This is a genomic window from Microcoleus sp. Pol7_B2 (genome assembly GCF_036701035.1).
In the GTDB taxonomy this organism is placed as follows: domain Bacteria; phylum Cyanobacteriota; class Cyanobacteriia; order Cyanobacteriales; family Microcoleaceae; genus Microcoleus.
Window position 1 is genome coordinate 1 of sequence record NZ_JAUBQB010000062.1, and the last position, 25,890, is coordinate 25,890.

Sequence of the window (25,890 nt, forward strand, 5' to 3'; positions counted from 1 at the left end):
CTCGAGCGAATAAGCTTTCATTTTTTCTGCTGATGTACTGAATGTAGTGTACCACATTTACATGGAATTTGCTGTATATGCTCCGCAGTTTATGAGATCGAGTTTTGTTAAAAAAGAATTAGTCAAGTTTGTCGTGATGACGCAACTCCCCACAATCTTCAAAAGCTGACGGCAAACAATTAGATAATCGGTGCTTAATCCGACGTGCTATGAACTGTCTAGACTTTCGTCAGCTTGGCTTTTAGCTGGTATCTGACTGTTGCATAAACTGCTTTATAGGAAGCCTCAATGCTGTATTCCTGCTGCAACCACTCTTGAATCTCTCCATAGCTTTTAAAGCCTTCCTGGGGGTCGCTGAGGCGCATTGCCAAACTAGCGCGTGCCAAAGGAGGAATGGCAGGCTTGCGGCCGCCGCTGTGCTTTGTTTCGAGGAGTCCTTCGAGTCCGTCAGAGCGGTACTTTCTCAGCCACCGCTGGACTGTAATTCGATTTACCCCGATCGTCATAGCCAATTCTTTAACTGTCTTAACATGACAAATTTTGAACAGGTAAAGTGCTTGAATTTTTTGAAAGCCGCTTGCCGTTTTTTGTTCACTTAACAGGTTTTTTAGTTCTTCAATTGTCTCTGTGATACTAAGCTTACATACTCCAGCCATATCAATTACCTCAAGATTCGCGTTCTACAATACCTTTGTTGGACAATGGAGCCAAAGCTGCTCCTATCCTAAATGCTGACCTTTTGTTTGCCCTGAAGCCATACAAAAGCGATCGTTCTCATTAAACTTTTTCCTTCCGGGAGGCACTCAGACGCTCAGAAACCGCATTATTTTAACCTGGAGCAAGGTGGCAACGATTTTTTTTGGTAAAAAACCCGGTTTCTGGGTCAGTTTTGTATTTGATGGACAAGCGTCATTGCTAATACTGATAGCCGTTAACCGATCGACTCTAAGATTAGCGGCAATAGGTGACTCTTAAGGAATACCATTTATTCTTTTATTGTTAAACATCTATCATGGTTTTCCTGGTATCTATTGGTAATTTTTGCGAACGTATGGGCGATTTTTAGTCATTAGGTGCTAGCAAACAGGCGAATGTCTCTACACCAGCGATCGCATTTTTATACAGACATTCCCCTACTCCCAGAAGTGCATTTCTGGCTTTCGCTGTGCGAGAAATCTTGATACATCAACACTCTCATCACCCGGAGTGGGTAGCGCCGAGTGACATTGCAACCTACTTTCACAGCAAGCGGGCAAGTATCCGTGAAACTACTGGCTTTATCGCCAATTGAGTAAAACACGACGAGGGTGGCATTGTCAATTTTTCAGCATTACAGTATAAGTATCGGCTATTTTTGCCTGCCTGCTGTGATCGAAAGCCGAGTTTCTATGTGATCCTACTAGCATTTTTTTGTGATCTTAGTCACACGCCTACTCAGTAAGCTCAACTACCCACAAAAAGTTATGGGTAGTTGAGCACTTTCCACCTCAAATCTTGCAGATTGAGGGAAGTCTCACCCTGGGTGTGAATCTTTCAGAATCTAAAATTGCAGAACATCCGGTGTAACCAGCTTGCTGACAGTATTCTTCATTTAAAAGGTGTAGAGAAGCCACAATGAACGTTGACGAACTGCTCAAGCTATATGCAATAGGAGAAAGAAATTTTAGCGGGGTCTACCTGCACGAGGTCTACCTCTACGAAGCAGAATTGATTGGAGCCAATCTGTATGAAGCCGACCTGATTGGAGCCAATCTCAGCAAAGCCAAACTTAACAGAGTCAACTTTGGCAAAGCCAATTTATGCAAGATTAATTTGAGCAAAGCAGACTTAGGTGGAGCCGACCTCACAGAAGCACTTTTAGTTGAAGCTAACCTGCATCGAGCTGAGTTGATGGGAGCGAATCTCAGTAAAGCAGACTTGAGCGGAGCTTCCCTGATCCAAGCAACTTTAATTGGAGCCAACATATCTAGGGCAACACTCAGCCATGCAGACTTGCACGGAGTAAATCTTTACGGAGTAAACTTGCGTAGGGCGGTACTCACAGAATGCGATTTAATTGGCGCAAACTTGAGCAAAGTAGACCTTAGCGGAGCCGACTTAATGGGGGCGAGTCTAATTAGGGCAGACTTGACTGAAGCGATTTTAAGTGCGTCAGACTTAAGCGGAGCAAACCTGTTGGGAGCCAACCTTACAAAAGTTAACCTGAGCGGAGTATATCTTAAGGGTACAACGATGCCCGACGGCACGATTCACGACTAATTTATTTGTTAATTTTTATGGTTGCCGAGAACAGCGGCTAAAGGGTAATGAGTAATTCATTACCCTAATTTATTGGCAGCGAAATCTTTATTTGACACTAAGGTAAGGCCGAGAACTTCAATGTAGGGTGCTGATGGCGCACAGAACTCCTACATACGGCAAGTCAAAAGATTTGTTGGGTGAACTTGTGTTATGGTGATTTTCAATTGCTTCGATAAAAGCTATTTTAGATTTAATATTTTGGATTTTGGACGGTTAAAATGAAACTCAGAATCCTCGCTGCTGCAACGCTGCTAAGCGCGATCGCCCCGATCGCTCCTGCACCCGCCGAGAACATCCAACACACGCAACAATTACTAGCCACCCGACAGTGCCCCAACTGCGACCTCAGCAGTGCGGGCTTGGTTTTAGCCAACTTAACAGGAGCCAATCTCAAAGGTGCTGACTTGAGGTTGGCTAACCTCAGTCGAGCCAACCTCACGGGGGCTGACCTCAGCGGTGCTAACCTCAGCGGCACTAGCCTGTTTGGCGTCAACCTGACAGGGGCAAACCTCAGCGGAGCTAACCTCAGCGGTGCTGACTTGAGAAGTGCCTATCTCAGCGACGCCAATTTGCAAGGCGCTAATTTAAATAACGCGCAACTGCTCGGAGTTAGAGGAATGCCAACCAATATCGGCACCGCTGAAGACTTCTACCGGTTGGGAGTGCTGGAAGCTCAAGCAGGAAACTACAGAAACGCGATTGATTATTACAATCAAGCCCTGAATCTGAAATCGGATTTAGCAGCCGTTTATTTTGCGCGCAGTATGTCTCGCGCTGACTTGGGAGACTTCGCCGGCGCGACTCAAGACGCCGAGCAAGCAAACAAACTCTTTGCAGCTCAAGGAAATCCCCAAGGTCAGGATTTGTCAAAGCAGTTAGGCGAAGCCATTGTTGCACGTCAAAAGCCTACGGAACCCCGCACGGGCGGCGGTGGCAACTTTATGAGTCTTCTGGGCTCGATCGGTTCTGTGCTGGTGAAGCTAATCTTGCCTTGACGGTTGCCTAATTCATGGGAATCTCGATCCAGAATTCTGTACCATGACCGGGTACAGAAACACACTTAAGTACGCCTTGGTGTTTCTCAACTACAATTTGGTAACTGATAGACAATCCTAAACCCGTGCCCCGACCTACGGGTTTAGTAGTAAAAAACGGATTAAATATATGAGAGATTAACTCTTTGGGGATGCCGTGACCATTGTCGGCAATACAAATTCCTACCGTTTTTTCATCGATTAATTCAGTGCGAATCCGAATGCAAGGGGATGGGAAATCAGGAATCAAACACTCGGTGGTGGCATTTATATCTCCTGACTCGATAGGCAGTATTTGGGAGCTTAAATGCGTCGCCGCTGCACTTGCCACTTTAAAGGGAAGATTCATAACTCGCTCTTTTTTTCCCATTTCTAGGGCGTCAAGGGCATTACCGATCAGATTCATAAATACCTGATTGAGCGAGCTGGCATAGCATTCTACTAAGGGCAACTTGCCGTATTCTTTAATAATTTCTACGGTGTTGTGATCGGAATTTGCTTTGAGCCGGTGCTGCAAAATCAACAGGGTACTGTCTATGCCCTCGTGAATGTCAACGGCTTTTTTCTCGGCTTGATCCGTCCGGGAAAAATTACGCAAAGATACAACTAACTGGCGGATGCGCTCAACTCCGACTGTCATGGAACCCAAAATTTTTGGCAAATCTTCGGCAAGAAATTCGATGTCGATTGCTTCGGAGCACTCGCTAATTTCTGGGTTGGGATTGGGGTAGTGCTGGCGGTAGAGTTCCACCAAGCAGAGTAAATCTTTGGTGTATTCGCTGGCGTGGGACAGATTGCCGTAGATAAAGTTAACGGGGTTATTTATTTCGTGGGCGACTCCGGCCAGGAGTTGTCCGAGACTGGACATTTTTTCGGTTTGAATCAGTTGGGCTTGGGTATTGTGCAATTCTGTGAGGGTTTTAGCTAGCTGTTCGGCTTTTAATCGATCGGCAGTTGCTGCATTGAGACTTTCTTGATAAAGTTCTGCTTGGTGAATGGCGATCGCAGCTTGAGCCGCTAAATGTTGCACCAATTCCTGTTCTGCTGTTTGCCAAACTCTCGGCCCCGAACACTCATGGGCAATCAGTAACCCCCACAATTGGGAATCTTTGCCTCTCATCGGCACAATTAAACTTCCTCTTACCTGCAACTCTTCCAAAAATTCGCGGTGACAGGGTGTTAAATCCTCAGTATAAATATCATTAATTGCTCGCACCCCTCCGGCTCGATAAAAGCAGTCTGAGAATTCGGGAAAGCATTGTTGTGGAGATGTGATACCTAAAATAGACCGCCACTCGCCGCAAACAGCTTCGACAACTACCTCGCCCTGTCTGTCTGCTGCAAATTGGTAGATTACCGTGCGATCGGTATCCAACAAAACTCTGACTTCTCGCACAATAGTTTGCAGTATGATTTTTAAATCTAAGGTGCTGCGAATCTGGTCTCTAACTCGCGTCAATACTTTGGCAAAGTCCAAGGATTGTTGCAATTGGGCGGTGCGTTCTTGAACTTGGCGCTCCAAGTTGGCATTCAGGGTTTGCACTTCTTTATAAAGAATGTACTGCCCAATTGCCGAACAAAATTGGCGGCCTATAGCTAAAGCTTGCTCAATTTCCTCGTAATTCCACTCGGGCGACTGACCTTTTTTTATTTCTCGCCAGAGTTCAAAGGATTGTCTAGGAAGGGTTTGTTCAGCGCTGGTGTCAAAGCGCCCCGCCCACATTTTTTCGGTATCAATTGCATTGCGAAAAATGGTCAAACAGCCGACTACTTGTTGTTGGTAGTGGAGGGGAATTACCAGCAAACCCTGAATTTGAGTAGATTGGAAAGCGGGAACTAATACTCTAAATAGAGCTTCTTTGTATAAGTCGGTAATTATCAAAACAGGGAATTGAGAATTAGTAAAACTGGCAATTTTGGGAAGTTGGTCCGTATTTTTGAATCCTTTGGTTAGCCATTCCTGCCAGAGGGGATGAGCTTCGAGCGCCTTAACTTTTTCCCAGTTGGGAAGTGTCGGTTGTTCTCCTGTGGTGAACACTTCAAAGGTAGCATCACTGTGGGCTGGGGCAATGGGAAATCCTCCCTCAATCTTGGGAGCAGATAACTTTTCACCGTTGATTTTCGGCGGGTTGAGATAGAGTCGGCCACCGCTGCCACCCAAAGCGGTGACGGTAGCTTCTAAACCCTGTTGCAGTTGAATGTTGACGTGACCGTACAACAGGGCTGCTATGCGGCTCACGGTAGCTTCGCGGGCGGCTTGAGAGCGGGTTTGCTGGAGGAGGAGCGCGTGGGCGATGGCGCTAGACAATTGATCTGATACGAGCTGAACTACTTCTAAATCTGCTGGTGAAATATTGAGGGGCGCGGAGTGGTGAGACACTAAAAGTCCCCACAGTTCGATGTGAATTTTTTGATTATTTCCTGGCTCGTATCTAGTCAGACACGTGGCCGCCTCACAGATATCTGTTTTGCTGTTTGGCGACGCGATCCTGCGGTGCAAAATCGGCACGACTAAGGAAGATTGCACTCCCATTGCTATCAGGTAAGCGGTGTGGCAAGGATCGAGCGATCTGTAGTGCATCTCTTCCTTTACTAAAGGTTGACCGGTGTCTGCAGCATCTAGGGGACTCAGGACGATCGTCCCTGAGTTAACATCTATTATTGTCCGCTGGCGCATAGTGACATACATCTCCCTGGCGCTCGCGGGAATGTCGTCTGCGGGAAAGTGCAGTCCTTTCAAGGAAGGGAGATGGTTGTTATTAATTGATTCCGCAACAACTTCTCCACTCCCGTCGGCACTAAACCTGTAAATCATAATGCGATCTGTTTTCAAAAAATCCCGCACTTCTGCTACTGTACTGGTTAAAATATCTTCTAATTCTAGAGATTGGCGAATGCGTTCTGTTATCCGCCGTATCAAAACTTCTCTGTCTAGTTTATAATGTAATTCTTCCGTATTTTCTGTGAGTTGCATAAATCTCCTTTTGTACTTATACAATGATAATAAGAAGTTTTGATGTGCTGTTGGAGCGTTCAAACTCAAATAACTCACCCTGAGTTTTTGACTCAACCGATCTGTACAATTAATCGGTGGCGCATTGGTGAGAGACGACGGTGTATCGCCTCGGGTGGGCTGGGGCAAGTAAAATCTGCGATCGCGCCGGTTTAATCCTTGCCTTCAACAGGCAGAGCAACTTAAGCAAATAATAATTATTATTTTAATGCTCTTATAAATTTCTCGCAATCTTCAACTCTCACTATGAGAATTCTTAATTGTTAGGATAACTTGACATTTGTTGTATAACTTCATATAATGATAATTAACGAAAGAATTTGAGTTTCTATCAGCGCGCAAAGCGTTGACCAATTTCTTGGCGCACGCTCATCAGAATTTTACCCAAATGATTTTCACCGGTTCGGTCCCAGCCACACCCCCAGTAGTAATCCGTTGGCGAATCCTCAACAATCACTCGATCCCCTGTGGAGAGGAGAATCGCTTGAATGTCTGTATGAGTCAGAAACTTAGTTAAAACTGCTTCGCGCATAATAGGAATTTTCACAGCTTCCCAATCATCGCGAATCCGGTGGTTGGGATCTCGACCTAGTTTAGCGGCTTCTTGAGGAGTTGCTACGGCTTGAATCGCCGCCACTAATCTTTTATCCGTGCTGACAAATTTTTGGGCTTGATAGTAATGTTCCACAGTCAACCAATATTGACCGTGCAGAGAAATGTCGTGTAGTGAAAAATTAGAAAAGCAGCCGTAAGGCTCCTCTACTTTATAAAAGTAAATTATCATTAGATTTGAGATTTTATATTTTACAGGATGTAGGTAGAATGTAATTATTTAAGCTGCCCCTGAAGCGCCTTACCGCGCTCTTAGTAACGTGTCAAACCACTTGTTGCCTCCAGGAGTATTTGAGATTGATTGTATAAGTAGCGCGGGGCTTGTATTAAAAACTCCTCGCATAGACTTTATTTAAAATAGCAGGTACGCTTTTAAACCCAGTTTATTGGAAAAAAGCGGGTTGGGCAAGTAAAAATCTAGGAATCAACTGGCTTTCTGAGGAATAAGCTGTTGTCCATTTAAGTTTTGTGTTGAGGGCGGGCTTTCCGGCCCACTCCACAAGAGTGAAATTTTATTGAGCCATGCAATTTAAAGGCGGATTAGCTTAGTGCGTAATTCCTATTTTTAAATTAAGGATTAAGAATTTGAAATCAAGAATAAGCAATGGGGATTTAAGAGTATTTATTATTCCCTCTTCCTTCATTATAAAACGGCCTCAGAAGAATGAAAAGCGCGGTTAGCGATATCGGCATAACGCAGTTTGCTACACAAAATTTTGCTGATCAACTGAGTAGTCCTCGGAAATTGGAGGCCCGCTTGATAAACAGCTCCTGTAAACTGATAGAAGGCTCGGGCCAAGCGACTAGCCCAAACCATATCAGTGTTGCATTCTTGGGCGATCGATTGAGTGTACGGCTCCTTAGCGTCGTCGGCACCTCCAAGAGCTCGATCGATCGCCTCAGCAGCCTTAAATCCGCTAACAATGGCAGGACGAATTCCTTCACCGGACAACTGGTAATGGGTGATTGGTAATGGGACAGGAGGAATTGGTAAGTTAATGAGTGTTAAATCTTGAGTTTTTAACTCACAACTCACAAATCATTAAGCGTCTGCTCGTTGTTCGCGGCCGGATCTCGGCAATCTCAAAACTATTCCTATTCCCCCTGCCAAATTTCCGATTCCCTAAACAGTCGTGATATCTTTCTCTTTCGCTGCCAGAACTTCTTCTATTTTGCCAATGTACTTGTCCGTCAGCTTTTGAATTTTATCTTGCAAGTCGCGGGATTCATCTTTAGAGATATCGCTGCTTTTTTCCTGCTTGCGAATCGAGTCAACGGCATCGCGGCGGATATTGCGAATTGCAACTTTACCTTCTTCAGCAAACTTCCCGGCCATTTTGACAAATTCTTGGCGTCTGTCGCTCGTCAGCGGCGGAATGTTCAAGCGAATAACTGAACCGTCGTTGTTGGGAACGAGTCCTACATCGGACAGGGAAATTGCTTTTTCGATCGAGTTGAGCGCTGTGCGATCGAACGGTTGAATGGTGATCGTAGTCGCATCCGGGGTGCCGATGTTGGCAAGGGATTTGATCGGAGTTGGAGAGCCGTAGTAGTCTACCATGACTCGATCGAGGAGAGAGGCGTTGGCCCGTCCCGTCCGAATAGTATTAAAAGACCGTTGAGTAGCCTCAACTGCCTTTTGCATATGATCTTCTGCGTCAGCTAACTTCACAAAAACCTCCGACAAGAGTTCCAATAGATTCTCCCATTACAGCTCGGTAGATGTTGCCCGACACCGAGAGGTCAAATACCATAATAGGAATATTATTTTCTTTGCAAAGGGCGATCGCCGTACTGTCCATCACCCGCAAATCTTGATTCAAGACGTGGGCATAGGTGAGGGTTTGATACCTGCGCGCGTTGGGGTTGAGGTGGGGGTCGGAATCGTACACCCCATCTACCTTAGTAGCTTTAAAAATCACCTCTGCATCAATTTCAGCCGCCCGCAGAGCGGCTGTAGTATCAGTAGTAAAAAAAGGGTTGCCAGAACCGGCACCAAAAATCACTACTCGTTTTTTTTCGAGGTGGCGAATTGCCCGCCGCCGGATGTAGGGTTCAGCTACTTCTTGCATGGCGATCGCCGATTGCACCCTCGTTGGCACTCCTGCTTGTTCCAGGGCATCCTGCAAAGTGATAGCATTCATCACCGTCGCAATCATGCCCACATAATCAGCCGTTGCCCGATCCATCCCTGCCGAAGCAGCTTTCACCCCGCGAAAAATGTTGCCGCCACCGACAACAATCGCGATTTGAATGCCTTGCGACACGACTTTGGCAACTTCCTGGGCGATCGACTGAACGACTACCGGATCGATGCCGTAGCCCAAGCTACCCATAAGCGCTTCACCGCTGAGCTTCAGCAAAACTCGCTGATATACCATCCCCATGCCGCCACTATTTTTTTACTCTTTTTGCCTCCACCATAAGATAGCAGTACGGGTGCATTTTGAACATCAATTACCCAGAACAGACCCAAAAGTCTGTTCCAGAACAGTTGACTGAGAACGGTTGACTAAATTTAATCCTTGGGGACGAAATTAAGAGCAGCAGAATTCATGCAGTAACGCTGACCGGTAGGTTTTGGCCCGTCGTTAAATACGTGACCGAGATGAGCGTCGCAAACAGCGCACAGTACCTCTGTTCGGCGCATGAACAAGGTGTTATCCGACTCGCACTTGACATTTTCTTCGCTAACGGGAGCGTAGAAACTCGGCCAACCGGTACCGGAATCGTACTTTGTTTCTGATTTAAATAGCTCAGTGCCGCAGCAAATACACTTATAAGTTCCGGATTTTTTGTTGTCGTGATATTCCCCGCTAAAAGCTCTTTCTGTTCCTTTTTTGCGGGTGACTTTAAACTGTTCTGGCGTGAGTTGTTGTTGCCATTCAGCGTCGGTTTTTTTAAGTTTTTCAGTCATGATTAGAGGTTGGGTTAAGATGTATTTAGCTGATGAGTGTTGACGGTTAACTGTTGAGTGTTGACGATTAACGGTATATTGCTAGTTAACTCAGGCTTCCATTAATATTAACCTAATTGGCTCGAAATGAACATACCAGGGAAAAGGATTGTCCTTAATAGCCCTCCATTTTTCCTTGAAAACTTCGGCTTGTAAGTGATAATCTTGGGAATCATTGGGAGGCGAGTGCAATTTGAGATATAATGTCACCCGGTGGGGAGTTTCCAATGTCGAGGCGATCCAACAAGCAAAAGTATTTTCACGATCGCACCCGCTAACAAAAATCAGTTGATGAGCCCGAATTCCCACAGAAACTAGAGATTTGGGAATGGGTTCGACTACAGTCAGAGTACAGCCCCAGTCGATCGCCTCCACGAGAGTTTCTGCGATCGGTTTAGCTGCTGAGAAATTCTTGCAGCCAGTCAACTGGGCGACAGTGAAGTTGCCAGGGCGATCGAAAATGTTTTCTTTGCTATCAAAGGCGATCGGCCTCCCCTCGGCCAATACCAACAGATTTTTGCACAGCCGGTAAACTTCCTCTAAATTGTGGCTGACAAACAAAGTAATTCCCCGATAATTAGCCAGAGTCTGCATTAATTCCCGTTCAAGTTGACTGCGTAAGTGAGTATCCAAAGCAGAAAACGGTTCGTCTAACAGCAGCAAATCGGGAGAAGGGGCGATCGCCCTCGCCAAAGCTACCCGCTGCTGTTGGCCCCCCGAAAGTTCGTGCGGGTAGCTGTTTTCCAGTCCCGACATTTGCACCGAAATTAGCTGTTCTTTTACCCGAAGTTTTTGCTCGCTTTCAGATAAATGCTGCAAGCCAAACGCAATATTTTCAGCCACAGTCAAGTGAGGAAATAAAGCGTAATTTTGAAACAAAAAACCGATGCGGCGGTCTTTAGAAGGTACATTAATGCCCTGTGCTGAGTCAAATAAAACCTTGCCGTTGACTGCAATTTTACCGCTGCTGGGAGTTTCCAAACCAGCGATGCAGCGCAGAGTCATGCTTTTGCCGGAACCCGATGCGCCCAAAATTCCCAGGACTTCCGGGCTGATATCGAAGCCAACATCCAAGGCAAAGCCGGAGAGAGGTTTAAAAATGTTTAAACAAAGTCCGCTTTCAGATTGTTTTGTTGTGGACTTTGTGGTAGAAGAAGAGGCAGCCTTGGGAAAATGAGATTCCTGTTTTTGACTCGAATTTGGTTTGGGCGATATCCTTTGTAAATCAGTCCAAAAATTAACAGCAGTTAGCACGCTCAAAGAAAGACTAAGAATAATCAAAACCCAAATAGCAGCTTGCCTCATATCCCCTGCTTCCACAGCAAAATAAATTGCCATCGGGATAGTTTGAGTTTGTCCGGGAATATTCCCCGCTAACATCAGCGTCGCACCGAATTCACCCAAAGCGCGGGCAAATGCGAGAATAGTTCCTGCTACAATTCCCGGCCATGCTAGCGGCAACATAATGCGCCAAAAGACTTGCCACTCCGAGGCTCCCAAAGTGCGGGCTGCATTGAGAAGATTGGCATCAATTTGCTCAAAAGCTCCCAAAGCAGTTTTGTACATGAGGGGAAATGATACAACTGTGGCAGTAATGGCGGCGGCTTGCCAAGTGAAAATTATAGTTAAGTCGAATTTTAGCAAAAATTGCCCGATCGCCCCATTTCTCCCAAACAGCAGCAGCAGCAAAAATCCGACGACTGTCGGCGGCAAAACTAAGGGAGAAATTAAAATGCCTTCAATCAAAGCTTTACCTCTGATGCGAGTTGAAAGCATCCACCGGGCGGCCGCTATTCCCAGAAAAAAGGTGATAAATGTCGCAATAGCGGAGGATTTTAGAGATATCCAGAGCGGAGAAATATCAAATTCCATCTATAAATACATTCGCATTAATCAGCGCTTATCTGCTTTCATCAGCGGTAAAAAATCCCTAATTAATTAGTTATCGAACTATGCCAAATCCGTATTTCTGAAATACTATTTTAGCGCGATCGCCCGCCAAAAAGTCAACAAACGCTTTTGCCGCAGCCGGATTGCGGCTGTTTTTAATAACTGCCAGCGGATAAACAATGGGCGAGTGCAAATTTTCGGCAGCCCTTAGTAGCACAGTTACTTTGTCGGAGGCTGTGGCGTCAGTCGCATAAACTATGCCAGCATCAACGTTACCGCTTTCGACAAATGTCAGCACTTGGCGGACGTTATTTCCTAGCACTAATTTTTGCTGGAGTTGCTGCCACAATCCAAGCTTAGTTAACATTTCCTGAGCGTATTGGCCCACAGGTACGCTTTTCGGTTCGCCGATCGCAATTTTCTTGATTCTGGCATCTGTCAACTGTTTGAAATCGCTCAAAGCAACACCGTTTTTGGGAGTAATCAAAACTAGGCGATTTGTCAGCAAATTGCGGCGCGTGTCGTTAATTAGCAGGTTGGATTGCTGCAAAGCATCCATTGGGTTGGTGGCGGCGCTGAAAAATACATCTACCGGGGCGCCTTGCTGAATTTGCTGTTCTAGAGCACCGGAACCACCAAAATTATAAGTAATAGTAAAATTCGGATTACTGCTTTGATAAACAGTTTTGATTTCCTCTAAAGGTTTCGATAGACTGATAGCAGCGGATACGTTTAAGGAGGTGCGCTGCGGCGTATCGACTGAGGAAAAGTTCTTAAATAAGTTCCAACTAATCAGCAGTGCTAGCATGAAGGCGACTGCGAGAATTAAGTTGGGAATAGGTCTACTTTTTAAGTTCACAGAAAATTGTTTTGAATCTTTTTACTCCTTACCAGGCTCTGCCTGCTAAAGCAGATTCGGAGGCTGTACTTCCAATTTGCCTCCAGTCTTTGACGAGGCAGAGCCTCTGGAAATAGGTTCCCAGGCACAGCCAGGGAACCAGTTAATAATTACTGCCGGAACGTTAATTTTAAATCTGCCTATGCTCGCCATTTGACGGAACAGCCTATCGCCTCTGTAGTTGAAGGCTCAACGGGTTGGCTGTTGAGCAATTGGTCGATCGCACTCCGCAGATAAGAAACCTGCACCGCCGCCGGATCGTCGGCGTTGTCGTCAATTAAACCTTTATAGCGCAATCTGCCGTCTTGGTCTAACAAAAAAACTTCCGGCGTTTTAGAAGCCCCAAAACTTTCAGCCACATCTTGAGCAACATCTCGGATGTACGGGAAGTTGAGTTGATTGTTGGCAGCAAAAATTTTCATGTTTTCAAAACTGTCGTCGGGATGCTGGTTTGCATCATTAGCATTAATCCCGATTAAAGTAACATCTCGATCTTGAAAATCTGCTTGAAGTTCTTTCATGCGATTGAGATACAACTGCACGTAAGGGCAGTGATTGCACATAAATATCACCGCGATCGCCCGAAATTTTTCTAAGTATCGAGCTAAATGGTGAACTTCTTCGTCCACTCCCGGCAGTTCAAAATCGGGAGCGTAGCCGTTAATGGGAGTACCCGTTGTATCCATTAGTAAACTCATGTTTTCAGGAGGTGAAGAGCAGGATTTGCTAGCATGAAAGATGAAACTGTCAGCACGAATAAAATTGGCTGTTGTTTGGCTTTAGCTTAATTCTAGCCTTGCCAACAGCCTATTGTGGTTCGTACTTCGCGATTTATTCCTCGTCTGGCTTTAGCCAACCTTGAGCCAGAGCTTGGTATCCAATAAGTTTGTATGCTAATTTGGCGGCGGTAAATTCTGAGACTACAGAATCTACAATAGGTGCTAATTCCATAATGTCACACCCGATTACTTCGTAGGACTCGAAGATGCGGCGCAAAAATGCGGTGAGGGAATACCAATTTAACCCGCCCGGTTCGGGTGTTCCCACCCCTGGAATTAAAGTCGGATCGATGCCGTCTAAGTCGATCGTCAAAAAGACTCGCTTAGTTGTGATGCTGGCAATTGCCCGATCGGCCCAATCCGGTTGAGTAGCGATTTCGCGAGCTCGAATCACGTTTAGCTGTTTTGCTTTAATCAAGTCGGCTTCTTCCTTGCAGATAGCGCGAATCCCGATTTGCAGTGTCGGTAAGCCCATATCTACAATACGTCGCATCACGCAGGCGTGGTTGTGAATCGAGCCTTCGTATTCGTGCCGCAAGTCGCCGTGGGCATCGATTTGCACGACTGTGAAAGGTTCGTTTGGGTATGCTTGGCGATAACCTTCGACAACGCCGGCAGTGATGCTGTGTTCGCCTCCGAGGGAAATGACAAATTTATTTTCGGTAACTAGCTGGTGGACTGCGGCTTGGGTGACTTGGAGCATTTCTGAGGATGAAACCGGTTGCCTGTTGCGGGTATCGGCGATCGGCTCTTGTGTATAAATTCCGACATCGTAGCAAACTTCGGAATCCAATTCTTCGTCGTAGCACTCGAGTTGATGAGAAGCTTCTAGAAGTTTCGCCGGCCCGTTTTCGCACCCCCGGCGGTAAGTGGTGGTAGCTTCGTAGGGAATTGGTAAGATAACTACTTTGGCGGTGTCGTAGTCGGGTACAATTTCCGACCCCAGAAACGGTACGACAGCAGTGGAAATGATTGTTGGCATAAGGGAAATTTTAATACAGCAAAGAAGTCAGCAGGTTTAATCGTGACATAATATCGGCTCTAACTGCAAAGGAAGAAGGAAGAGGAATTAACCGCAGAGGGCGCAGAGGGCGCAGAGGGAGGAGGGAAGAGGGTTTGGGATTTATGTCCTAGCGGTTGCCTCGAATTGCGATACGGTTTGTAGTATTGACTTGAGTTCTTTGCAGCCTTGCATTCATCTAAAATCTAAAATCTAAAATCTAAAATCGCATGACATCTTCTACTCCCACTTCGTCAACTGCTGTTGTCCCTCAAACTTGGCTGTGGAAAGGCTTTCCGATTTGCTACCAGGCTGCGGGTTCCCAGGGGCCTGCTGTGGTGTTTGTCCACGGTTTTGGTGCGTCTTGGGGCCACTGGCGCAAGAATTTGCCGGCGCTGGCTGCTGATTGCCGCTGTTATGCGATCGACCTCATCGGTTTTGGCGGTTCTGCTAAACCCGCGCCCAAGCTTGAAATTGACTATACTTTTGAAACTTGGGGACAGCTAATTGCTGATTTTTGTCGGGAAGTTGCGGGCGGGCCGGCTTTTTTGGTGGGAAATTCGATCGGCTGCGTGGCAATTATGCAAGCGGCTGTTGATTTTCCCGATATTGCTTCTGGCGTAATTTTACTTAATTGTTCCCTGCGATTGCTGCACGATCGCAAACGCGCCGAATTGCCTTGGTATCGCAGTTTTGGAGCGCCAATTGCACAAAAAGTTTTAAATGTCAAGTGGATAAGTCAATTATTTTTTAAACAATTAGCAACGCCAAAAACAGTAAAAAAAGTGCTTTTGCAAGCTTATCGCCGTCCCGAAGCTGTCAGCGACGAACTGGTAAATATGCTGTTGGAACCTGCAAAAGACAGCGGCGCAGTCGAAGTATTTGTAGCATTTATCAGTTATTCTCAAGGCCCGCTACCGGAGGATTTGTTGCCGCGTTTGAGCTGTCCGGCTTTGATTTTGTGGGGGACAGATGACCCTTGGGAGCCGATCGCATTGGGCCGAGAATTGGCAAAGTTTCCGGCTGTTGAAAAGTTTATTCCTTTGGAGGGAGTGGGGCACTGCCCGCAAGATGAAGCGCCGGAATTGGTCAATCCTATTTTACTCGATTGGATTAAAGAGCGATCGGTAATTGCAGAAAATTAGGGCTTTTACTTATTTCCGACAGGAATAATTGGTTTGATTGAAACGCTTCGACGTGCGTTAGCGAAGCGGCGCGTAAGCGCTCTTATCACAAAGGAAGAAGTAGGAAGAAGAAATTAGGACACGGCAGTGCCGTGTCCTCGGTATCATAAGGATTGCAGCCGGAATCGATATTACACAAACAGGAAACTATCAGGAGTAAAGCCCCCTTGAATTACAGCAATTTGGTCAGATGTACCAGCCAAATTGATGGAGTTACCAACAATATTGTAGTCAGAGAGACTCCCGCGTAACTGAATGCGATCGATTCCCTGTTGGAAATCCTGAATCAGTGCAACTCCTGTTCCCTGATAGTAGCTAATTGCCGCATCACCGAGAACAAAAATATCTCTACCCCGACCCCCAATCAGCACATCCGTATCATTGCTTCCCGGTGTAGCACTCAATGGATTTACTCCAATCAGGGTATCATTGCCGCGCAAACCAGAGAGTGTATCGTTACCATCTCCTCCTACTAAAGAATTGTTTAGGATGTTTCCGGTAAGGACATCTACATTCGGAGTTCCTGTGACATTAACGAAATTCTCTACAGTAAAATTCAGAGTGCCGATACCGGGTAAATTGTTAACCGCCAAACGATTCTGCGACAAATCCACATTAATAGAAGCTGTGCGGCTACCTGTAGAAGCATCGATGGTATTAATCTGCCCTAAAGGAGCAATTATTTGTTCTATATTTTGCATGGTATCTGTACCGGCTGCGCCTTTATCTACAATACCTTTAGCCTCAATGGTAATGCCGCTGCCGAGGGAATGATAGCTAATTGTATCCGTGCCTGCTCCTCCAGTTATGGTATCTGTGCCGCTACTGCCTAGGATAAAGTTATCTAAACTATCTCCGGTAATATTGTCGTTTCCTCCTGTGGTGCTAATACTGTTAGCTGGGGGAGGGGGTGGAGTTTGGTTTTGGGGAGGTAAAGCAGAATTCGTAAGTTGTGCTTCCTGATTTTGAGGAGGAGGATTGCCACCCGGTGCGCCTTGATTTTGGGGAGGAGGATTGCCAGGTGCGCCTTGGTTTTGAGGAGGAATATTGCCGATTTCGCCCTGGTTTTGAGGAGGAATATTGCCGATTTCGCCCTGGTTTTGAGGAGGAATATTGCCAGGTGCGCCTTGGTTTTGAGGAGGTTGGTTGCCCGCTGCGCCTTGATTTTGAGGGGGATTGCCCAATGCGCCTTGGTTTTCGGGAGGATTGGCAGGTGCGCCTTGGTTTTGCGGAGGTTGATTGCCCGCTGCGCCTTGGTTTTGAGGAGGTGGATTGCCCAGTGCGCCTTGGTTTTGGGGAGGTTGGTTGCCCGCTGCGCCTTGGTTTTGGGGAGGTTGGTTGCCCGCTGCGCCTTGGTTTTGGGGAGGTTGGTTGCCCGCTGCGCCTTGATTTTGGGGAGGTTGGTTGCCCGCTGCGCCCTGATTTTGCCCTGGAGGATTGCCCGCTGCGCCTTGGTTTTCGGGAGGATTGCCCGCTGCGCCTTGATTTTGGGGAGGTTGGTTGCCCGCTGCGCCTTGATTTTGAGGAGGTTGGTTGCCCGCTGCGCCTTGATTTTGAGGAGGTTGGTTGCCCGCTGCGCCTTGATTTTGGGGAGGTTGGTTGCCCGCTGCGCCTTGGTTTTGAGGAGGATTGCCCGGTGCATTAATTGAATTAGGAAATAGTGCTGGCATGATGTAATTACCTGGATTAATTTTCTAAGTTTGAAGCAGTTGTCAGGCTAAAGAAATGAATTATCGATCTGCCTTTGAGTTAGTCTCTACAATCATTAAGCTGGTGGAATATGACATTTATTCCTGTCCTAGGATTACAGTTTTGTAATGTGAAGAAATTAGCGTTGTTCCGAATTTTGAGGTACATTACGATCGCCCGGTGGACGCGGCGGAATGCCCAGAATTTTAATCAACTCTGCTTCGGTGACTCCCAACTTTTTCGCTGCACCGGGAATATCTAAACGAGGACGGGGCGGTGGGCTGGACGGGCGATTATTTTCGCTGGGTGGTTCCGGGGGTTTGGCGGGTAGGCCCAAAGCTTCGATTAACTCCGCTTCGGTGACTCCTAATTGTTTCGCTGCAGCGGCAAAATCTATACGGGGCGGGCGTCTGCGCTCTTGAGTGGGTTCTGGTTGGCTCTGGGCTAGTACAGTATTAGAATTAGCTGTAGTTCGATCGGGGAAACTCAAGCTGCTAAATCCCAGCAGCAAGGCTGCTGTAGCAGGTAACGCAAGTAGTGAAGTAATTTTCATGATAGTTACGATCGCCGACCTAAAAATGTTTATAACTACATCAAATTCCCCAAACATTACCTGCAACAGTGCGGATGGATTACAGTTTTGTAATTTAAGTAATTCCCTGATGGCCGTATAATCGCAACCGGATAGGTAAATCTATGAATGTTCTATACGTTGAAGATGAAGAAAAAATCGCCAATTTTGTTTGTATGGGCTTGAAAGAACAAGGCTTTGTTGTGGATTATTGCGATAATGGCAATGATGGCTATGGGCGGGCGATGGATAATGAGTACGATGCGATCGTGCTTGATATTGTATTGCCGGGAAAAGATGGATTATCTATTCTCAAACATCTGCGAAAGGCGGGACGCAACGTACCCGTGATTTTATTAACTGCTCGCAATGAACTGGACGATCGCATTGAAGGGTTACATCTCGGTGCTGATGACTATTTAGCTAAACCGTTTTTTGTTGAGGAGTTAGTGGCTCGGATTTATGCTGTGGTGCGACGGGCTTCAGGCGGTGGGCAAAATATTCTGAGCGTTGGCCCAGTTAAGCTCGATCGCATTCTCCGAGAAGTTACTTGCGATCGCCATGCGGTAGAACTTACAAGCCGCGAGTTTAATCTGTTGGAATATCTAATGCGATCGCCCGGTAGGGTACTCACCCGCACGCAAATCCTCGAACATATCTGGGGTTATGATTTTAATCCGAATACGAATGTAGTAGATGTATGTATTCAACGCATTCGCAAGAAAATTGAACCGATTGGCGGTACAGGATGGGTTGAGAGTGTGCGCGGCGTTGGCTATCGGTTTCGCAAACCAGATTCACCATCATGAAACTCCAATCTTTCCGCTTTCGCATTGCTCTATCATCTTCTGTTCTTGCAAGTATTGCTCTGATTGGCTTTGGAGTTGTTTCCTGGTGGTTGATTTACGATGCTAAAGTCAAGCGTCTTGATGCTGGAATAGAAACTCAATTAATCCACGCTACCCGCCCGCGATCGCCCGAATGGGATGCTTATACTGATTCTTTGCCATTACTTTTGGGCATGAATGGAGAAACAACCGTGGCTTTGCTAGTGGCTCAAAGAGATGGTAATTTAATCTACAAATCGAGCCAGTGGCAAGATGGACTTGATGCGAATTCTATCTGGCGATCGTTGCCGCTACACCCTGGTAATCCTGACATAATAGATTTTGAATCAGAACCTCCCCCCCGACAAAATCCACTAGATCCACCACCACCGGATCGCCTCAATTTATTTCCACCGCCCGAAAGCAGACCCCCATTCGATCGACCTCCACAGGATCGACCCCCACACGATCGACCTCCACACGATCGACCCCCACACGATCGACCTCGACAGGATAGACCCCCATTTGATAGGCCGCCATTCGATTCGCTTCATCCTCCTCAAGTGCCCAAAGCTAAGCTAGCAACCCAGCATACTAGGACTGCAATTTGGCGTGTTGGTGCGATTAATTCTCCTTATAATCAAGCAGCCATCGCTGTTAACTTACAAGCGATCGATCGGGAAATGGCATCGATTCGCAATATCTTTCTATTTTCTATTCCCGTAGTGCTTTTACTCGTAGCGGGTGGAGCCTGGGTCATATCGCGGAGTATTCTGTATCCAATTGAGCGACTCACGATGGCAATTCGCAATGTTACCGTACAGGGGCTAGATCGGCGCGTCCCTGACGGAGCAACCGATATAGAGTTTGTAGAATTAATTTTTGTGTTCAATCAGATGTTAGAACGTCTGGAACGAAGTTTTAAACAAGCTTCTCGTTTTAGTGGAGATGCTGCCCACGAATTAAAGACTCCGCTGGCGATTTTGCAAGGTCAACTAGAACGGGCTTTGCATCAAGTTGAGTCGGGTTCTGAGGTGCAGCAAACGCTGAGTAATTTATTGGATGAAGTGCGCCGTTTGAGTGATATAACCCGTAAACTTCTCTTACTTTCTCACGCCGATGCCGGACGTATGGGTTTACATTTGGTTGAGGTGAATATGTCGGCTTTGCTATCGGAAATTGCCGAAGATATGGAACTGCTAGCACCGCATTTAGATGTACAAATGGCAATTGCTCCTAATTTATATATCAAGGGCGATCGCGATTTGCTGGTGCAGGTTTTGCAAAATCTGGTTGGTAATGCGATTAAATATAATTTACCGAAGGGTTGGCTCAGGTTACAGGCTAACTGTCAGGGAAAAAGAGTAATTGTGAAAATTGTCAATAGTTCTCAGGATATTTCTTTGAGCGAGCGCGATCGTATTTTTGAGCGATTCCATCGCGGTGACTCGACTCAGATCCAAAAAATCGAAGGATCGGGATTGGGGCTAAGTTTAGCAAGGGAAATTGCCCGGGCCCACGGCGGCGATATCAAACTAGATGCTGCAATACTTGGTCAAACAGGGTTTATACTGAGCTTACCTGTGGGCGATCGCGATTAACCTTATAGCAGTGAAGCAGGACGAGTTCTGTTGGCTAAGACTTTGGCTAATTCTAACTTTAAAGTTAACGGTGCGACTGGGGAAGTTAAGTTTTTGCTCAGTGGCGATCGCCACAGCAATGTAATTCTTTTGCAAGTGGTACCAGACACTCAATCCGATACAGGTTAAGATTTTATGCCAGCCTTATCAAGTCCGGTTAAATAGATATGGCTTACCCAAGCAATCTTTGATGTTGAACCACAAATCATACATTAGAGTAGTAAAAATGTTTTATCTAACTGCGATCGCCTCATGTCCCTAAAGACTCATACCAATTTCCTCGCAGCATTCGAGCCCAATCAAGTCTACCAATCCCTCACAGAGGGTCGCATAACCAGTGATGTTTTTCAGGCGGGTGACTTAGTTTTACCTTCAGGGCGTATTATTGCTTGCGACCCCGGTTGGCTGTGGTGCAAAGACGTTGACCCGTTTAGCAGAACCGTTCCACCAGGGCGCTATCCTGTGTTGCTAAGTGTGGTTGACAGTGGGCGCACTGCCTGTGCGATGGTTGAGTTTTGCTCTGAATCCCCTGTCCGTTGGGAGATGGCTGTGCGTCTAGGTGAGGATTTGGCCGAGTTAAGACGGAATCAGTTTTTTGGCTATGGTGTTGATGCGGGAATGGGGTGTTTTGTCGATGCTCAGGTAGTTGAGCGGCGTTCTGATGAAGAATTGCAGGATCTAGTCGATCGTGCCTGTGAACAAAAGTTTCAATTGCAGGGCTGGCTAGCAGCTCAGGATCTGGTAACTCAATTGACCTACCCATCTCAGCAAATTATGGATCCGAGTGGTTTCAATCTGACCCTAGACCCCGATACTCACACTTTCAATCTCACCCTAGACCCTGATACTGAGGGCAATGCGATCGCATTTGGAAGTGGATACGGGGATGGTACCTATGCCAGTTATTGGGGGTTCACAGCCGATGATGAACTGGCTTGTTTGGTCACTGATTTCCGGGTACTGCTCGATCACATCACGGAAAATATCGAGATTGAAGTTACAAGCTTCCTAGAAAAATCCATAGAGCATCGTGACTTGGAGCGGCTTGAGATGGCTATAAGACTCAGCGTTAATCGCCCAAGTTGGGTTCAGCTTAGTGATGATTTCCTCAACGATCAACCCAGCAACCCAGATTGCATACTGGTTTTGGAAGGACAGGGGCGCCAGCCCTGGAGCGTCAATTTAGAGCCGGGCGGTCGATTTTCCGGCTGTCCTATGATGATGGTTTCAGAATGGATAGAAGAGGATAGGTGGTACAGAGAATATTGGTTCAATGAGCCGTTGCAAGCCAATGCAGTATTGAAGATCGCACTTAATTCTGAGGTTTATCCACTTCAACCTGTGACAACAAATGCGTGATTGTACCCAGAATCAATGACTTCCCCAATTTCTCCCGATCGCCGTTTTTTCAAATATCGAGTTGCCCTGCTCATCAGTATAATCGCGATCATCCCTTTAGGTTACGTAGTGAGATTTTCTCGCGGCCCTGCACCGGAATGGTTCAACGACTCTTTTGGGAGCATAGCCTATGAGGTATTTTGGATTTTGGTAGTAGTTCTGATATTGCCACGATTTTCGCAAATTAGGGCGGCTGTAGCTGTGTGTCTAGCTACCTGCGGAGTAGAGTTTCTGCAACTCTGGACACCTCCGTTTTTACAAGCAATGCGAGCTACTTTACCCGGAAGGCTGATTTTGGGAAATCACTTTACTTGGTCAGATTTTATCTCTTATTTTGTGGGGAGTTTTTTAGGTTGGTTGTGGGTGCGATGGCTTCATTTCACTTGTTTCCGCTTGTAAGTTGTACTGCATTTAAATTGTATATTTCGATGACCAGAGCCAAAATCGTCAAATCCTCTCCCCATCAGCTCCTCTAACGCCATAGACAATTTAGATGCACAAAAGCTTAATGATATGGTTGCGATTATTTTTACTCAATTGTAAGCGAGCCGCTTAACTTAGAATTGAGAATTTTTAGGAGTTGAAGTGGGAGCTATATTTCCGCGATCTCGCCATAGCAACAACGGAATGCTTAACGTTCCTAAAAGCATTACAACTCCAGTCAGAATCCAAACTAGGACGCGATTTGGGCGATAATCACCTCGCTCAATTTGCCAGAAAACTTGATTATAACGCCATGCTGCTAAGGCAATCACCGCAATTCCAACAACTACCAGACTCAGCCCTAAAGTTTCTGAGTTGAAGAAGGGAGGGGAGGAAACTTCTTGCTGAGTCACTGTAGCTTGAAATTGACGGAGAAATAAACTGAACCGACTGATCGCCAACCCAAAACCAATTAAAGCGAGTGAAGTTCGTAACCATGCAAGAAACGTGCGTTCATTTGCTTGATGTTCTCGCTGTCGGTCTATTTTAGCACCCTTGTTCATCAACCCTACCTTTATAAAATATATTAAGCTTTCCCTCGTTGATTATTGTTTCAGTTCAGATTGCGGAGGGAAGTATCGGTATTGCGATCGCGATCCATCATCACCAAAAAAGATAGTATCAGTAAATCGACAAAAAAGCGATCGCCTCCATCTCAACCAACACAAAAGAAGAGGACACAGCATAGCTGTGTCCCTACAAATACCCCAGTTAAAATCCAGTTTAAAAAGACTTAGCCGCACCGCCGGACTGAGCCTTTTTCTCCAACCAATCCTTACCCAATCTAATTGTCACGTCGGACTGCAAAGAACCGGTACTCTCAACCAGCACATCTCCAAAACCCAAAAACTGGCGAATCGCTTGAGCACCTTTAATATCGCCCTGTTGAGCTACTAGAGTAGTTACCTCCAACGGTTCGGGCCAAGCTTTATAAACCTGAACATTCCGATAACCGGCTTGAGTCAAATTATTGACAAAAGCTTCAACAGCCGATGGATCGCCGGTAGCATCTTGAATCGCCACCTTCAGAAAAGTCGAATCAGCATTCTCAATTTGCCAAGTATTTTGGCCGAAGTCAAAATGTTCCGCCACCATCGTTTCGATGGCATATTGGTCGGGCAACCAAAAACTTGACTTGTAGTCCTTAGAATCGCTAAATTTGCCGGGAACCATCAACATCTGCACGCCAGTGCGATCGGTGTGAGTAGCAAAACCAGCTAAAGCTACCAATTCTTCTATACTCAAATTCGTGTCAAGGTGAGACTGAATCACCGATAAAATCTTCGGTAGTCGAGACAGCAAACCTACATTTACTTCCTGTTCCACAAAAGCCCGCATCAACAATTGTTGGCGCTGTACCCGCCCGATGTCGCCCAAATCGTCGTGCCGGTAAAGCAAATATTGCACGATTTGTTCGCCGTTTAGTTTCTGCTTGCCCGCCTTTAAATCTATATATAAATGCTGGCTTTCATCGGTATACTTCATGTCTTTAGGGACATTAATAGTAATGCCACCAAGTGCATCGACCAAACTTTTTATGCCTTGAATATTGACTGTGACATAGCGGTCAATTCCCACGCCGCCCAAGAGTCCGCTGACTGCCTTCGCTGACGAAGCTGGGCCCCCGTAGTAATTAGCTTCGTTGATTTTCACCTCGCCCCTGCCTTCAACATAGGTGCGGGTGTCTCGCGGAATGGAAAGCACACTTAACTTTTTATTTTGAGGGTCAAACCTAACCAACAGCATGGTATCGGTTAAGCCCTTAAAGGAGTTTTCCCAAACTTCGTATCCGACATTTTTGTTGACACTTCCTTCGATGTCAGAGGTCAGAACTTTAAGTCCTAAAACTAAAATATTAACTGGCCGAGTCAGCTCCGGCATCTTCATGTTGAGCTTTGCCATGTCGCCTTGAGAAAATACTGCTGCTTCTTCAGGGCTCAACTTTTGTTGCTGAAGTGGCGTTGTGGAAAGGGAGACGGCTAGCAACGCTCCGGCTGTGGCTGAGAGCATGGCTACTCCAGCTAAACCAAAACCAAAACCCAGCCAGCGGCCTCGATGGGGCTGGGAAGCTTTTTTGGTGGCAGGTTGAGCTGTTGATTGTTGGATAGGGTCTTGATTAGGAATTTTTTGAGCTGGCACTGGCTTCCTCACACACAACAAAAATAAAAAAGATAATGGCAATATGTAGTATCAAGCTGAAGACGCAATCAATCAATAGGGTAGGGGCTGAAAATAACCCTAAATTATGATAAATGTTTGCCTACTACTTGCTCGGCTACGCGACTAATTCCGGGCAACCATAGCGGTTGACGCTTCCAGAGGCGAACCATGAGTCCCAGAGCAACGATGAAATAGCTGGTTGTTAGCAGGCTACTCATTAATAACATGGGAAGTGTCGGAGATTCCGCAGAAATCGCTCCAGCTTCTAAAAGAATATGTCCTAAGAGCCAACTAAAAGCAAGGGCAATTGCCAAGCGGCTGATGGCTTTGCGTTCGGGACTACCCTGACGGCGGTAAAGAGTCCACAGGGCGGGGAAAAAGCCTATGACTGGGATCATTAATACAAACAGACTGGCACGATCGAGTTCAGGATTTTCTAAGGGATCTGTTTTTTTCATAATTCGGTACTCAAAATTTGCAGAAGGTCAGATTTGGCACACAAGTTATTTGTTAGAGGGAAAATTTATATCCTAAACCAAAATTCGGATAGCAGGGCTGGTGCGATCGCCAAACTTGTCTGTCAGAGGCAAAATTTTTCTGCCCTCCCAATCTCGCGACCGATCGTTGGCAACTTTTCGACCCGGAGACCCGTATTTTGATAAACTGGATACAGCACAGCAGTCAGGAGAACAGACTTAGCCATGACCAAATCCCAAAAACCCATCGTTATTGCTCCATCCATATTATCAGCCGATTTTAGCCGTCTTGGAGAAGAGATTCAGGCTGTCGATCGAGCTGGGGCTGACTGGATTCACGTAGATGTGATGGACGGTCGCTTTGTTCCTAATATTACTATCGGGCCGCTGATTGTTGAAGCAATTCGCCCCGTTACTACGAAGGTAATCGATGTCCACTTGATGATTGTGGAGCCGGAGAAGTACGTCGAAGACTTCGCTAAGGCAGGTGCTGACATTATTTCGGTGCACGCGGAACACAATGCTTCGCCTCACTTGCACCGCACCCTCGGCCAAATTCGGGAATTGGGCAAAATGGCTGGTGTGGTTTTGAATCCTTCGACGCCGCTGGAGTTGATCGAGTACGTGCTGGAACTTTGCGATTTGGTGCTGATTATGAGCGTCAATCCGGGCTTTGGTGGTCAAAGTTTTATCCCGGCTGTTTTGCCGAAAATTCGCCAGTTGCGTAAAATGTGCGACGACAAGGGCCTCGATCCTTGGATTGAGGTAGATGGCGGTTTGAAGGGAAACAATACTTGGCAGGTTCTGGAAGCGGGCGCAAATGCGATCGTCGCTGGTTCTGCTGTGTTTAAGGCCAATGATTACGCAGCGGCGATCGAGGGTATCCGCCACAGCAAGCGTCCGACTCCTGAGTTGGCTGCCGTTTAATCAAAAATTCGATCGTGTCCGGCGAATTACCGATAATCAAAGTGGTTTGTAG

At 46.4% G+C, this 25,890-nt stretch carries 25 protein-coding genes and 2 pseudogenes; 10 read left to right on the plus strand and 17 right to left on the minus strand.

The window, feature by feature from the left end; translation table 11 throughout:
• Positions 1–218: 218 nt before the first annotated feature.
• Positions 219–656 (minus strand): helix-turn-helix domain-containing protein, encoded by a 438-nt coding sequence (locus QUA57_RS20705; RefSeq protein WP_333034650.1) that lies wholly within the window; start codon positions 654–656, stop codon positions 219–221.
• Positions 657–1,614: 958 nt separating this feature from the next.
• On the opposite strand from QUA57_RS20705, the gene QUA57_RS20710 reads away from it, so the two are divergent.
• Both QUA57_RS20710 and QUA57_RS20715 read left to right on the plus strand, forming a co-directional pair.
• Entirely contained in the window at positions 1,615–2,259 is a 645-nt protein-coding gene (locus QUA57_RS20710) for a pentapeptide repeat-containing protein (protein ID WP_333034648.1), read from the plus strand.
• Between the two features lie 260 nt (positions 2,260–2,519).
• Positions 2,520–3,296, plus strand: coding sequence for a pentapeptide repeat-containing protein (locus QUA57_RS20715; RefSeq protein ID WP_333063354.1), 777 nt, complete (start codon positions 2,520–2,522; stop codon positions 3,294–3,296).
• 7 nt (positions 3,297–3,303) lie between these two features.
• On the opposite strand, the gene QUA57_RS20720 is transcribed toward QUA57_RS20715, so the two are convergent.
• The 8 genes and pseudogenes from QUA57_RS20720 to modB all read right to left on the minus strand — a co-directional run.
• Complete coding sequence (locus QUA57_RS20720) at positions 3,304–6,309, minus strand: GAF domain-containing protein (protein ID WP_333063355.1); 3,006 nt, start codon at positions 6,307–6,309, stop codon at positions 3,304–3,306.
• Between the two features lie 370 nt (positions 6,310–6,679).
• The gene (locus tag QUA57_RS20725) at positions 6,680–7,132 is read right to left on the minus strand and encodes an NADAR domain-containing protein (RefSeq protein WP_333063356.1); all 453 of its coding nucleotides are present in this window, start codon (positions 7,130–7,132) and stop codon (positions 6,680–6,682) included.
• A gap of 471 nt (positions 7,133–7,603) precedes the next feature.
• The gene (locus QUA57_RS20730; protein WP_333063357.1) at positions 7,604–7,996 is read right to left on the minus strand and encodes a hypothetical protein; all 393 of its coding nucleotides are present in this window, start codon (positions 7,994–7,996) and stop codon (positions 7,604–7,606) included.
• 87 nt (positions 7,997–8,083) lie between these two features.
• Positions 8,084–8,632, minus strand: coding sequence for a ribosome recycling factor (gene frr / locus QUA57_RS20735; RefSeq protein ID WP_333034638.1), 549 nt, complete (start codon positions 8,630–8,632; stop codon positions 8,084–8,086).
• The gene (gene pyrH / locus QUA57_RS20740; protein WP_071884014.1) at positions 8,619–9,347 is read right to left on the minus strand and encodes a UMP kinase; all 729 of its coding nucleotides are present in this window, start codon (positions 9,345–9,347) and stop codon (positions 8,619–8,621) included. Before pyrH ends, frr begins: the two co-directional genes overlap by 14 nt.
• A 131-nt stretch (positions 9,348–9,478) precedes the next feature.
• A complete protein-coding gene (msrB, locus tag QUA57_RS20745; protein ID WP_333063358.1) occupies positions 9,479–9,877 on the minus strand; it encodes a peptide-methionine (R)-S-oxide reductase MsrB in 399 nt (132 codons plus the stop codon).
• A 644-nt stretch (positions 9,878–10,521) separates the two neighbouring features.
• Positions 10,522–11,221, minus strand: a pseudogene (locus QUA57_RS28750) (sulfate/molybdate ABC transporter ATP-binding protein); the annotation flags it as partial.
• Positions 11,204–11,740 (minus strand): annotated as a pseudogene (gene modB, locus QUA57_RS28755) (molybdate ABC transporter permease subunit); the annotation flags it as partial. The pseudogenes modB and QUA57_RS28750, both read right to left, overlap by 18 nt.
• Here modB and QUA57_RS20755 point away from each other — a divergent pair.
• Positions 11,649–11,858 (plus strand): hypothetical protein, encoded by a 210-nt coding sequence (locus QUA57_RS20755; RefSeq protein WP_333063384.1) that lies wholly within the window; start codon positions 11,649–11,651, stop codon positions 11,856–11,858. The pseudogene modB and the gene QUA57_RS20755 sit on opposite strands and share 92 nt — an antisense overlap.
• Here the strand turns inward: QUA57_RS20755 and modA are convergent, their stop codons facing one another.
• The 3 genes from modA to speB all read right to left on the minus strand — a co-directional run bounded on the left by modA (position 11,859) and on the right by speB (position 14,465).
• Entirely contained in the window at positions 11,859–12,665 is an 807-nt protein-coding gene (modA, locus tag QUA57_RS20760; protein ID WP_333063359.1) for a molybdate ABC transporter substrate-binding protein, read from the minus strand. It lies immediately after the preceding gene.
• Between the two features lie 179 nt (positions 12,666–12,844).
• Positions 12,845–13,402, minus strand: a complete 558-nt coding sequence (locus QUA57_RS20765; protein WP_333063360.1) for a thioredoxin family protein — start codon at positions 13,400–13,402, stop codon at positions 12,845–12,847.
• Between the two features lie 133 nt (positions 13,403–13,535).
• The gene (gene speB, locus QUA57_RS20770) at positions 13,536–14,465 is read right to left on the minus strand and encodes an agmatinase (RefSeq protein ID WP_333063361.1); all 930 of its coding nucleotides are present in this window, start codon (positions 14,463–14,465) and stop codon (positions 13,536–13,538) included.
• A gap of 248 nt (positions 14,466–14,713) precedes the next feature.
• On the opposite strand from speB, the gene QUA57_RS20775 reads away from it, so the two are divergent.
• Positions 14,714–15,628 carry an alpha/beta fold hydrolase gene (locus QUA57_RS20775; protein ID WP_333063362.1) on the plus strand — a complete coding sequence of 305 codons (915 nt, stop codon included), beginning with the start codon at positions 14,714–14,716 and terminating at the stop codon, positions 15,626–15,628.
• Positions 15,629–15,798: 170 nt separating this feature from the next.
• Here the strand turns inward: QUA57_RS20775 and QUA57_RS20780 are convergent, their stop codons facing one another.
• The gene (locus QUA57_RS20780) at positions 15,799–17,337 is read right to left on the minus strand and encodes a M10 family metallopeptidase C-terminal domain-containing protein (RefSeq protein ID WP_333063363.1); all 1,539 of its coding nucleotides are present in this window, start codon (positions 17,335–17,337) and stop codon (positions 15,799–15,801) included.
• A 158-nt stretch (positions 17,338–17,495) separates the two neighbouring features.
• On the minus strand, positions 17,496–17,909 hold the full coding sequence (locus QUA57_RS20785; RefSeq protein WP_333063364.1) for a hypothetical protein: 414 nt from the start codon (positions 17,907–17,909) through the stop codon (positions 17,496–17,498).
• A 143-nt stretch (positions 17,910–18,052) separates the two neighbouring features.
• Between QUA57_RS20785 and QUA57_RS20790 the strand changes: the two genes are divergently transcribed.
• The 5 genes from QUA57_RS20790 to QUA57_RS20810 all read left to right on the plus strand — a co-directional run bounded on the left by QUA57_RS20790 (position 18,053) and on the right by QUA57_RS20810 (position 22,191).
• A complete protein-coding gene (locus QUA57_RS20790; protein ID WP_333034626.1) occupies positions 18,053–18,736 on the plus strand; it encodes a response regulator transcription factor in 684 nt (227 codons plus the stop codon).
• On the plus strand, positions 18,733–20,355 hold the full coding sequence (locus tag QUA57_RS20795) for an ATP-binding protein (protein ID WP_333063365.1): 1,623 nt from the start codon (positions 18,733–18,735) through the stop codon (positions 20,353–20,355). Before QUA57_RS20790 ends, QUA57_RS20795 begins: the two co-directional genes overlap by 4 nt.
• A 30-nt stretch (positions 20,356–20,385) precedes the next feature.
• A complete protein-coding gene (locus QUA57_RS20800) occupies positions 20,386–20,523 on the plus strand; it encodes a hypothetical protein (protein ID WP_158307953.1) in 138 nt (45 codons plus the stop codon).
• Positions 20,524–20,646: 123 nt separating this feature from the next.
• On the plus strand, positions 20,647–21,753 hold the full coding sequence (locus QUA57_RS20805; RefSeq protein WP_333063367.1) for a DUF4241 domain-containing protein: 1,107 nt from the start codon (positions 20,647–20,649) through the stop codon (positions 21,751–21,753).
• A gap of 15 nt (positions 21,754–21,768) precedes the next feature.
• A complete protein-coding gene (locus tag QUA57_RS20810) occupies positions 21,769–22,191 on the plus strand; it encodes a DUF2809 domain-containing protein (RefSeq protein ID WP_333063368.1) in 423 nt (140 codons plus the stop codon).
• A 158-nt stretch (positions 22,192–22,349) separates the two neighbouring features.
• Here the strand turns inward: QUA57_RS20810 and QUA57_RS20815 are convergent, their stop codons facing one another.
• The 3 genes from QUA57_RS20815 to QUA57_RS20825 form a co-directional block, all read right to left on the minus strand.
• Entirely contained in the window at positions 22,350–22,778 is a 429-nt protein-coding gene (locus tag QUA57_RS20815) for a DUF202 domain-containing protein (protein ID WP_333063369.1), read from the minus strand.
• 220 nt (positions 22,779–22,998) lie between these two features.
• Positions 22,999–24,414, minus strand: a complete 1,416-nt coding sequence (locus tag QUA57_RS20820) for an LCP family protein (RefSeq protein ID WP_333063370.1) — start codon at positions 24,412–24,414, stop codon at positions 22,999–23,001.
• Between the two features lie 104 nt (positions 24,415–24,518).
• Positions 24,519–24,893 carry a hypothetical protein gene (locus QUA57_RS20825; protein ID WP_333063371.1) on the minus strand — a complete coding sequence of 125 codons (375 nt, stop codon included), beginning with the start codon at positions 24,891–24,893 and terminating at the stop codon, positions 24,519–24,521.
• Between the two features lie 243 nt (positions 24,894–25,136).
• Between QUA57_RS20825 and rpe the strand changes: the two genes are divergently transcribed.
• Positions 25,137–25,838 (plus strand): ribulose-phosphate 3-epimerase, encoded by a 702-nt coding sequence (gene rpe / locus QUA57_RS20830; protein ID WP_333063372.1) that lies wholly within the window; start codon positions 25,137–25,139, stop codon positions 25,836–25,838.
• The last annotated feature ends 52 nt before the right edge of the window (positions 25,839–25,890 follow it).

Excerpts from the sequence above, each read along its gene's own strand:
- QUA57_RS20705 (WP_333034650.1), bottom strand. The coding sequence starts at position 656 with ATGGCTGGAGTATGTAAGCTTAGTATCACAGAGACAATTGAAGAACTA.
- QUA57_RS20710 (WP_333034648.1), top strand. The coding sequence starts at position 1,615 with ATGAACGTTGACGAACTGCTCAAGCTATATGCAATAGGAGAAAGAAAT.
- QUA57_RS20715 (WP_333063354.1), top strand. The coding sequence starts at position 2,520 with ATGAAACTCAGAATCCTCGCTGCTGCAACGCTGCTAAGCGCGATCGCC.
- QUA57_RS20720 (WP_333063355.1), bottom strand. The coding sequence starts at position 6,309 with ATGCAACTCACAGAAAATACGGAAGAATTACATTATAAACTAGACAGA.
- QUA57_RS20725 (WP_333063356.1), bottom strand. The coding sequence starts at position 7,132 with ATGATAATTTACTTTTATAAAGTAGAGGAGCCTTACGGCTGCTTTTCT.
- pyrH (WP_071884014.1), bottom strand. The coding sequence starts at position 9,347 with ATGGGGATGGTATATCAGCGAGTTTTGCTGAAGCTCAGCGGTGAAGCG.
- msrB (WP_333063358.1), bottom strand. The coding sequence starts at position 9,877 with ATGACTGAAAAACTTAAAAAAACCGACGCTGAATGGCAACAACAACTC.
- QUA57_RS20755 (WP_333063384.1), top strand. The coding sequence starts at position 11,649 with ATGCCTTCAATCAAAGCTTTACCTCTGATGCGAGTTGAAAGCATCCAC.
- QUA57_RS20765 (WP_333063360.1), bottom strand. The coding sequence starts at position 13,402 with ATGAGTTTACTAATGGATACAACGGGTACTCCCATTAACGGCTACGCT.
- speB (WP_333063361.1), bottom strand. The coding sequence starts at position 14,465 with ATGCCAACAATCATTTCCACTGCTGTCGTACCGTTTCTGGGGTCGGAA.
- QUA57_RS20775 (WP_333063362.1), top strand. The coding sequence starts at position 14,714 with ATGACATCTTCTACTCCCACTTCGTCAACTGCTGTTGTCCCTCAAACT.
- QUA57_RS20780 (WP_333063363.1), bottom strand. The coding sequence starts at position 17,337 with ATGCCAGCACTATTTCCTAATTCAATTAATGCACCGGGCAATCCTCCT.
- QUA57_RS20785 (WP_333063364.1), bottom strand. The coding sequence starts at position 17,909 with ATGAAAATTACTTCACTACTTGCGTTACCTGCTACAGCAGCCTTGCTG.
- QUA57_RS20790 (WP_333034626.1), top strand. The coding sequence starts at position 18,053 with ATGAATGTTCTATACGTTGAAGATGAAGAAAAAATCGCCAATTTTGTT.
- QUA57_RS20795 (WP_333063365.1), top strand. The coding sequence starts at position 18,733 with ATGAAACTCCAATCTTTCCGCTTTCGCATTGCTCTATCATCTTCTGTT.
- QUA57_RS20805 (WP_333063367.1), top strand. The coding sequence starts at position 20,647 with ATGTCCCTAAAGACTCATACCAATTTCCTCGCAGCATTCGAGCCCAAT.
- QUA57_RS20810 (WP_333063368.1), top strand. The coding sequence starts at position 21,769 with ATGACTTCCCCAATTTCTCCCGATCGCCGTTTTTTCAAATATCGAGTT.
- QUA57_RS20815 (WP_333063369.1), bottom strand. The coding sequence starts at position 22,778 with ATGAACAAGGGTGCTAAAATAGACCGACAGCGAGAACATCAAGCAAAT.
- QUA57_RS20825 (WP_333063371.1), bottom strand. The coding sequence starts at position 24,893 with ATGAAAAAAACAGATCCCTTAGAAAATCCTGAACTCGATCGTGCCAGT.
- rpe (WP_333063372.1), top strand. The coding sequence starts at position 25,137 with ATGACCAAATCCCAAAAACCCATCGTTATTGCTCCATCCATATTATCA.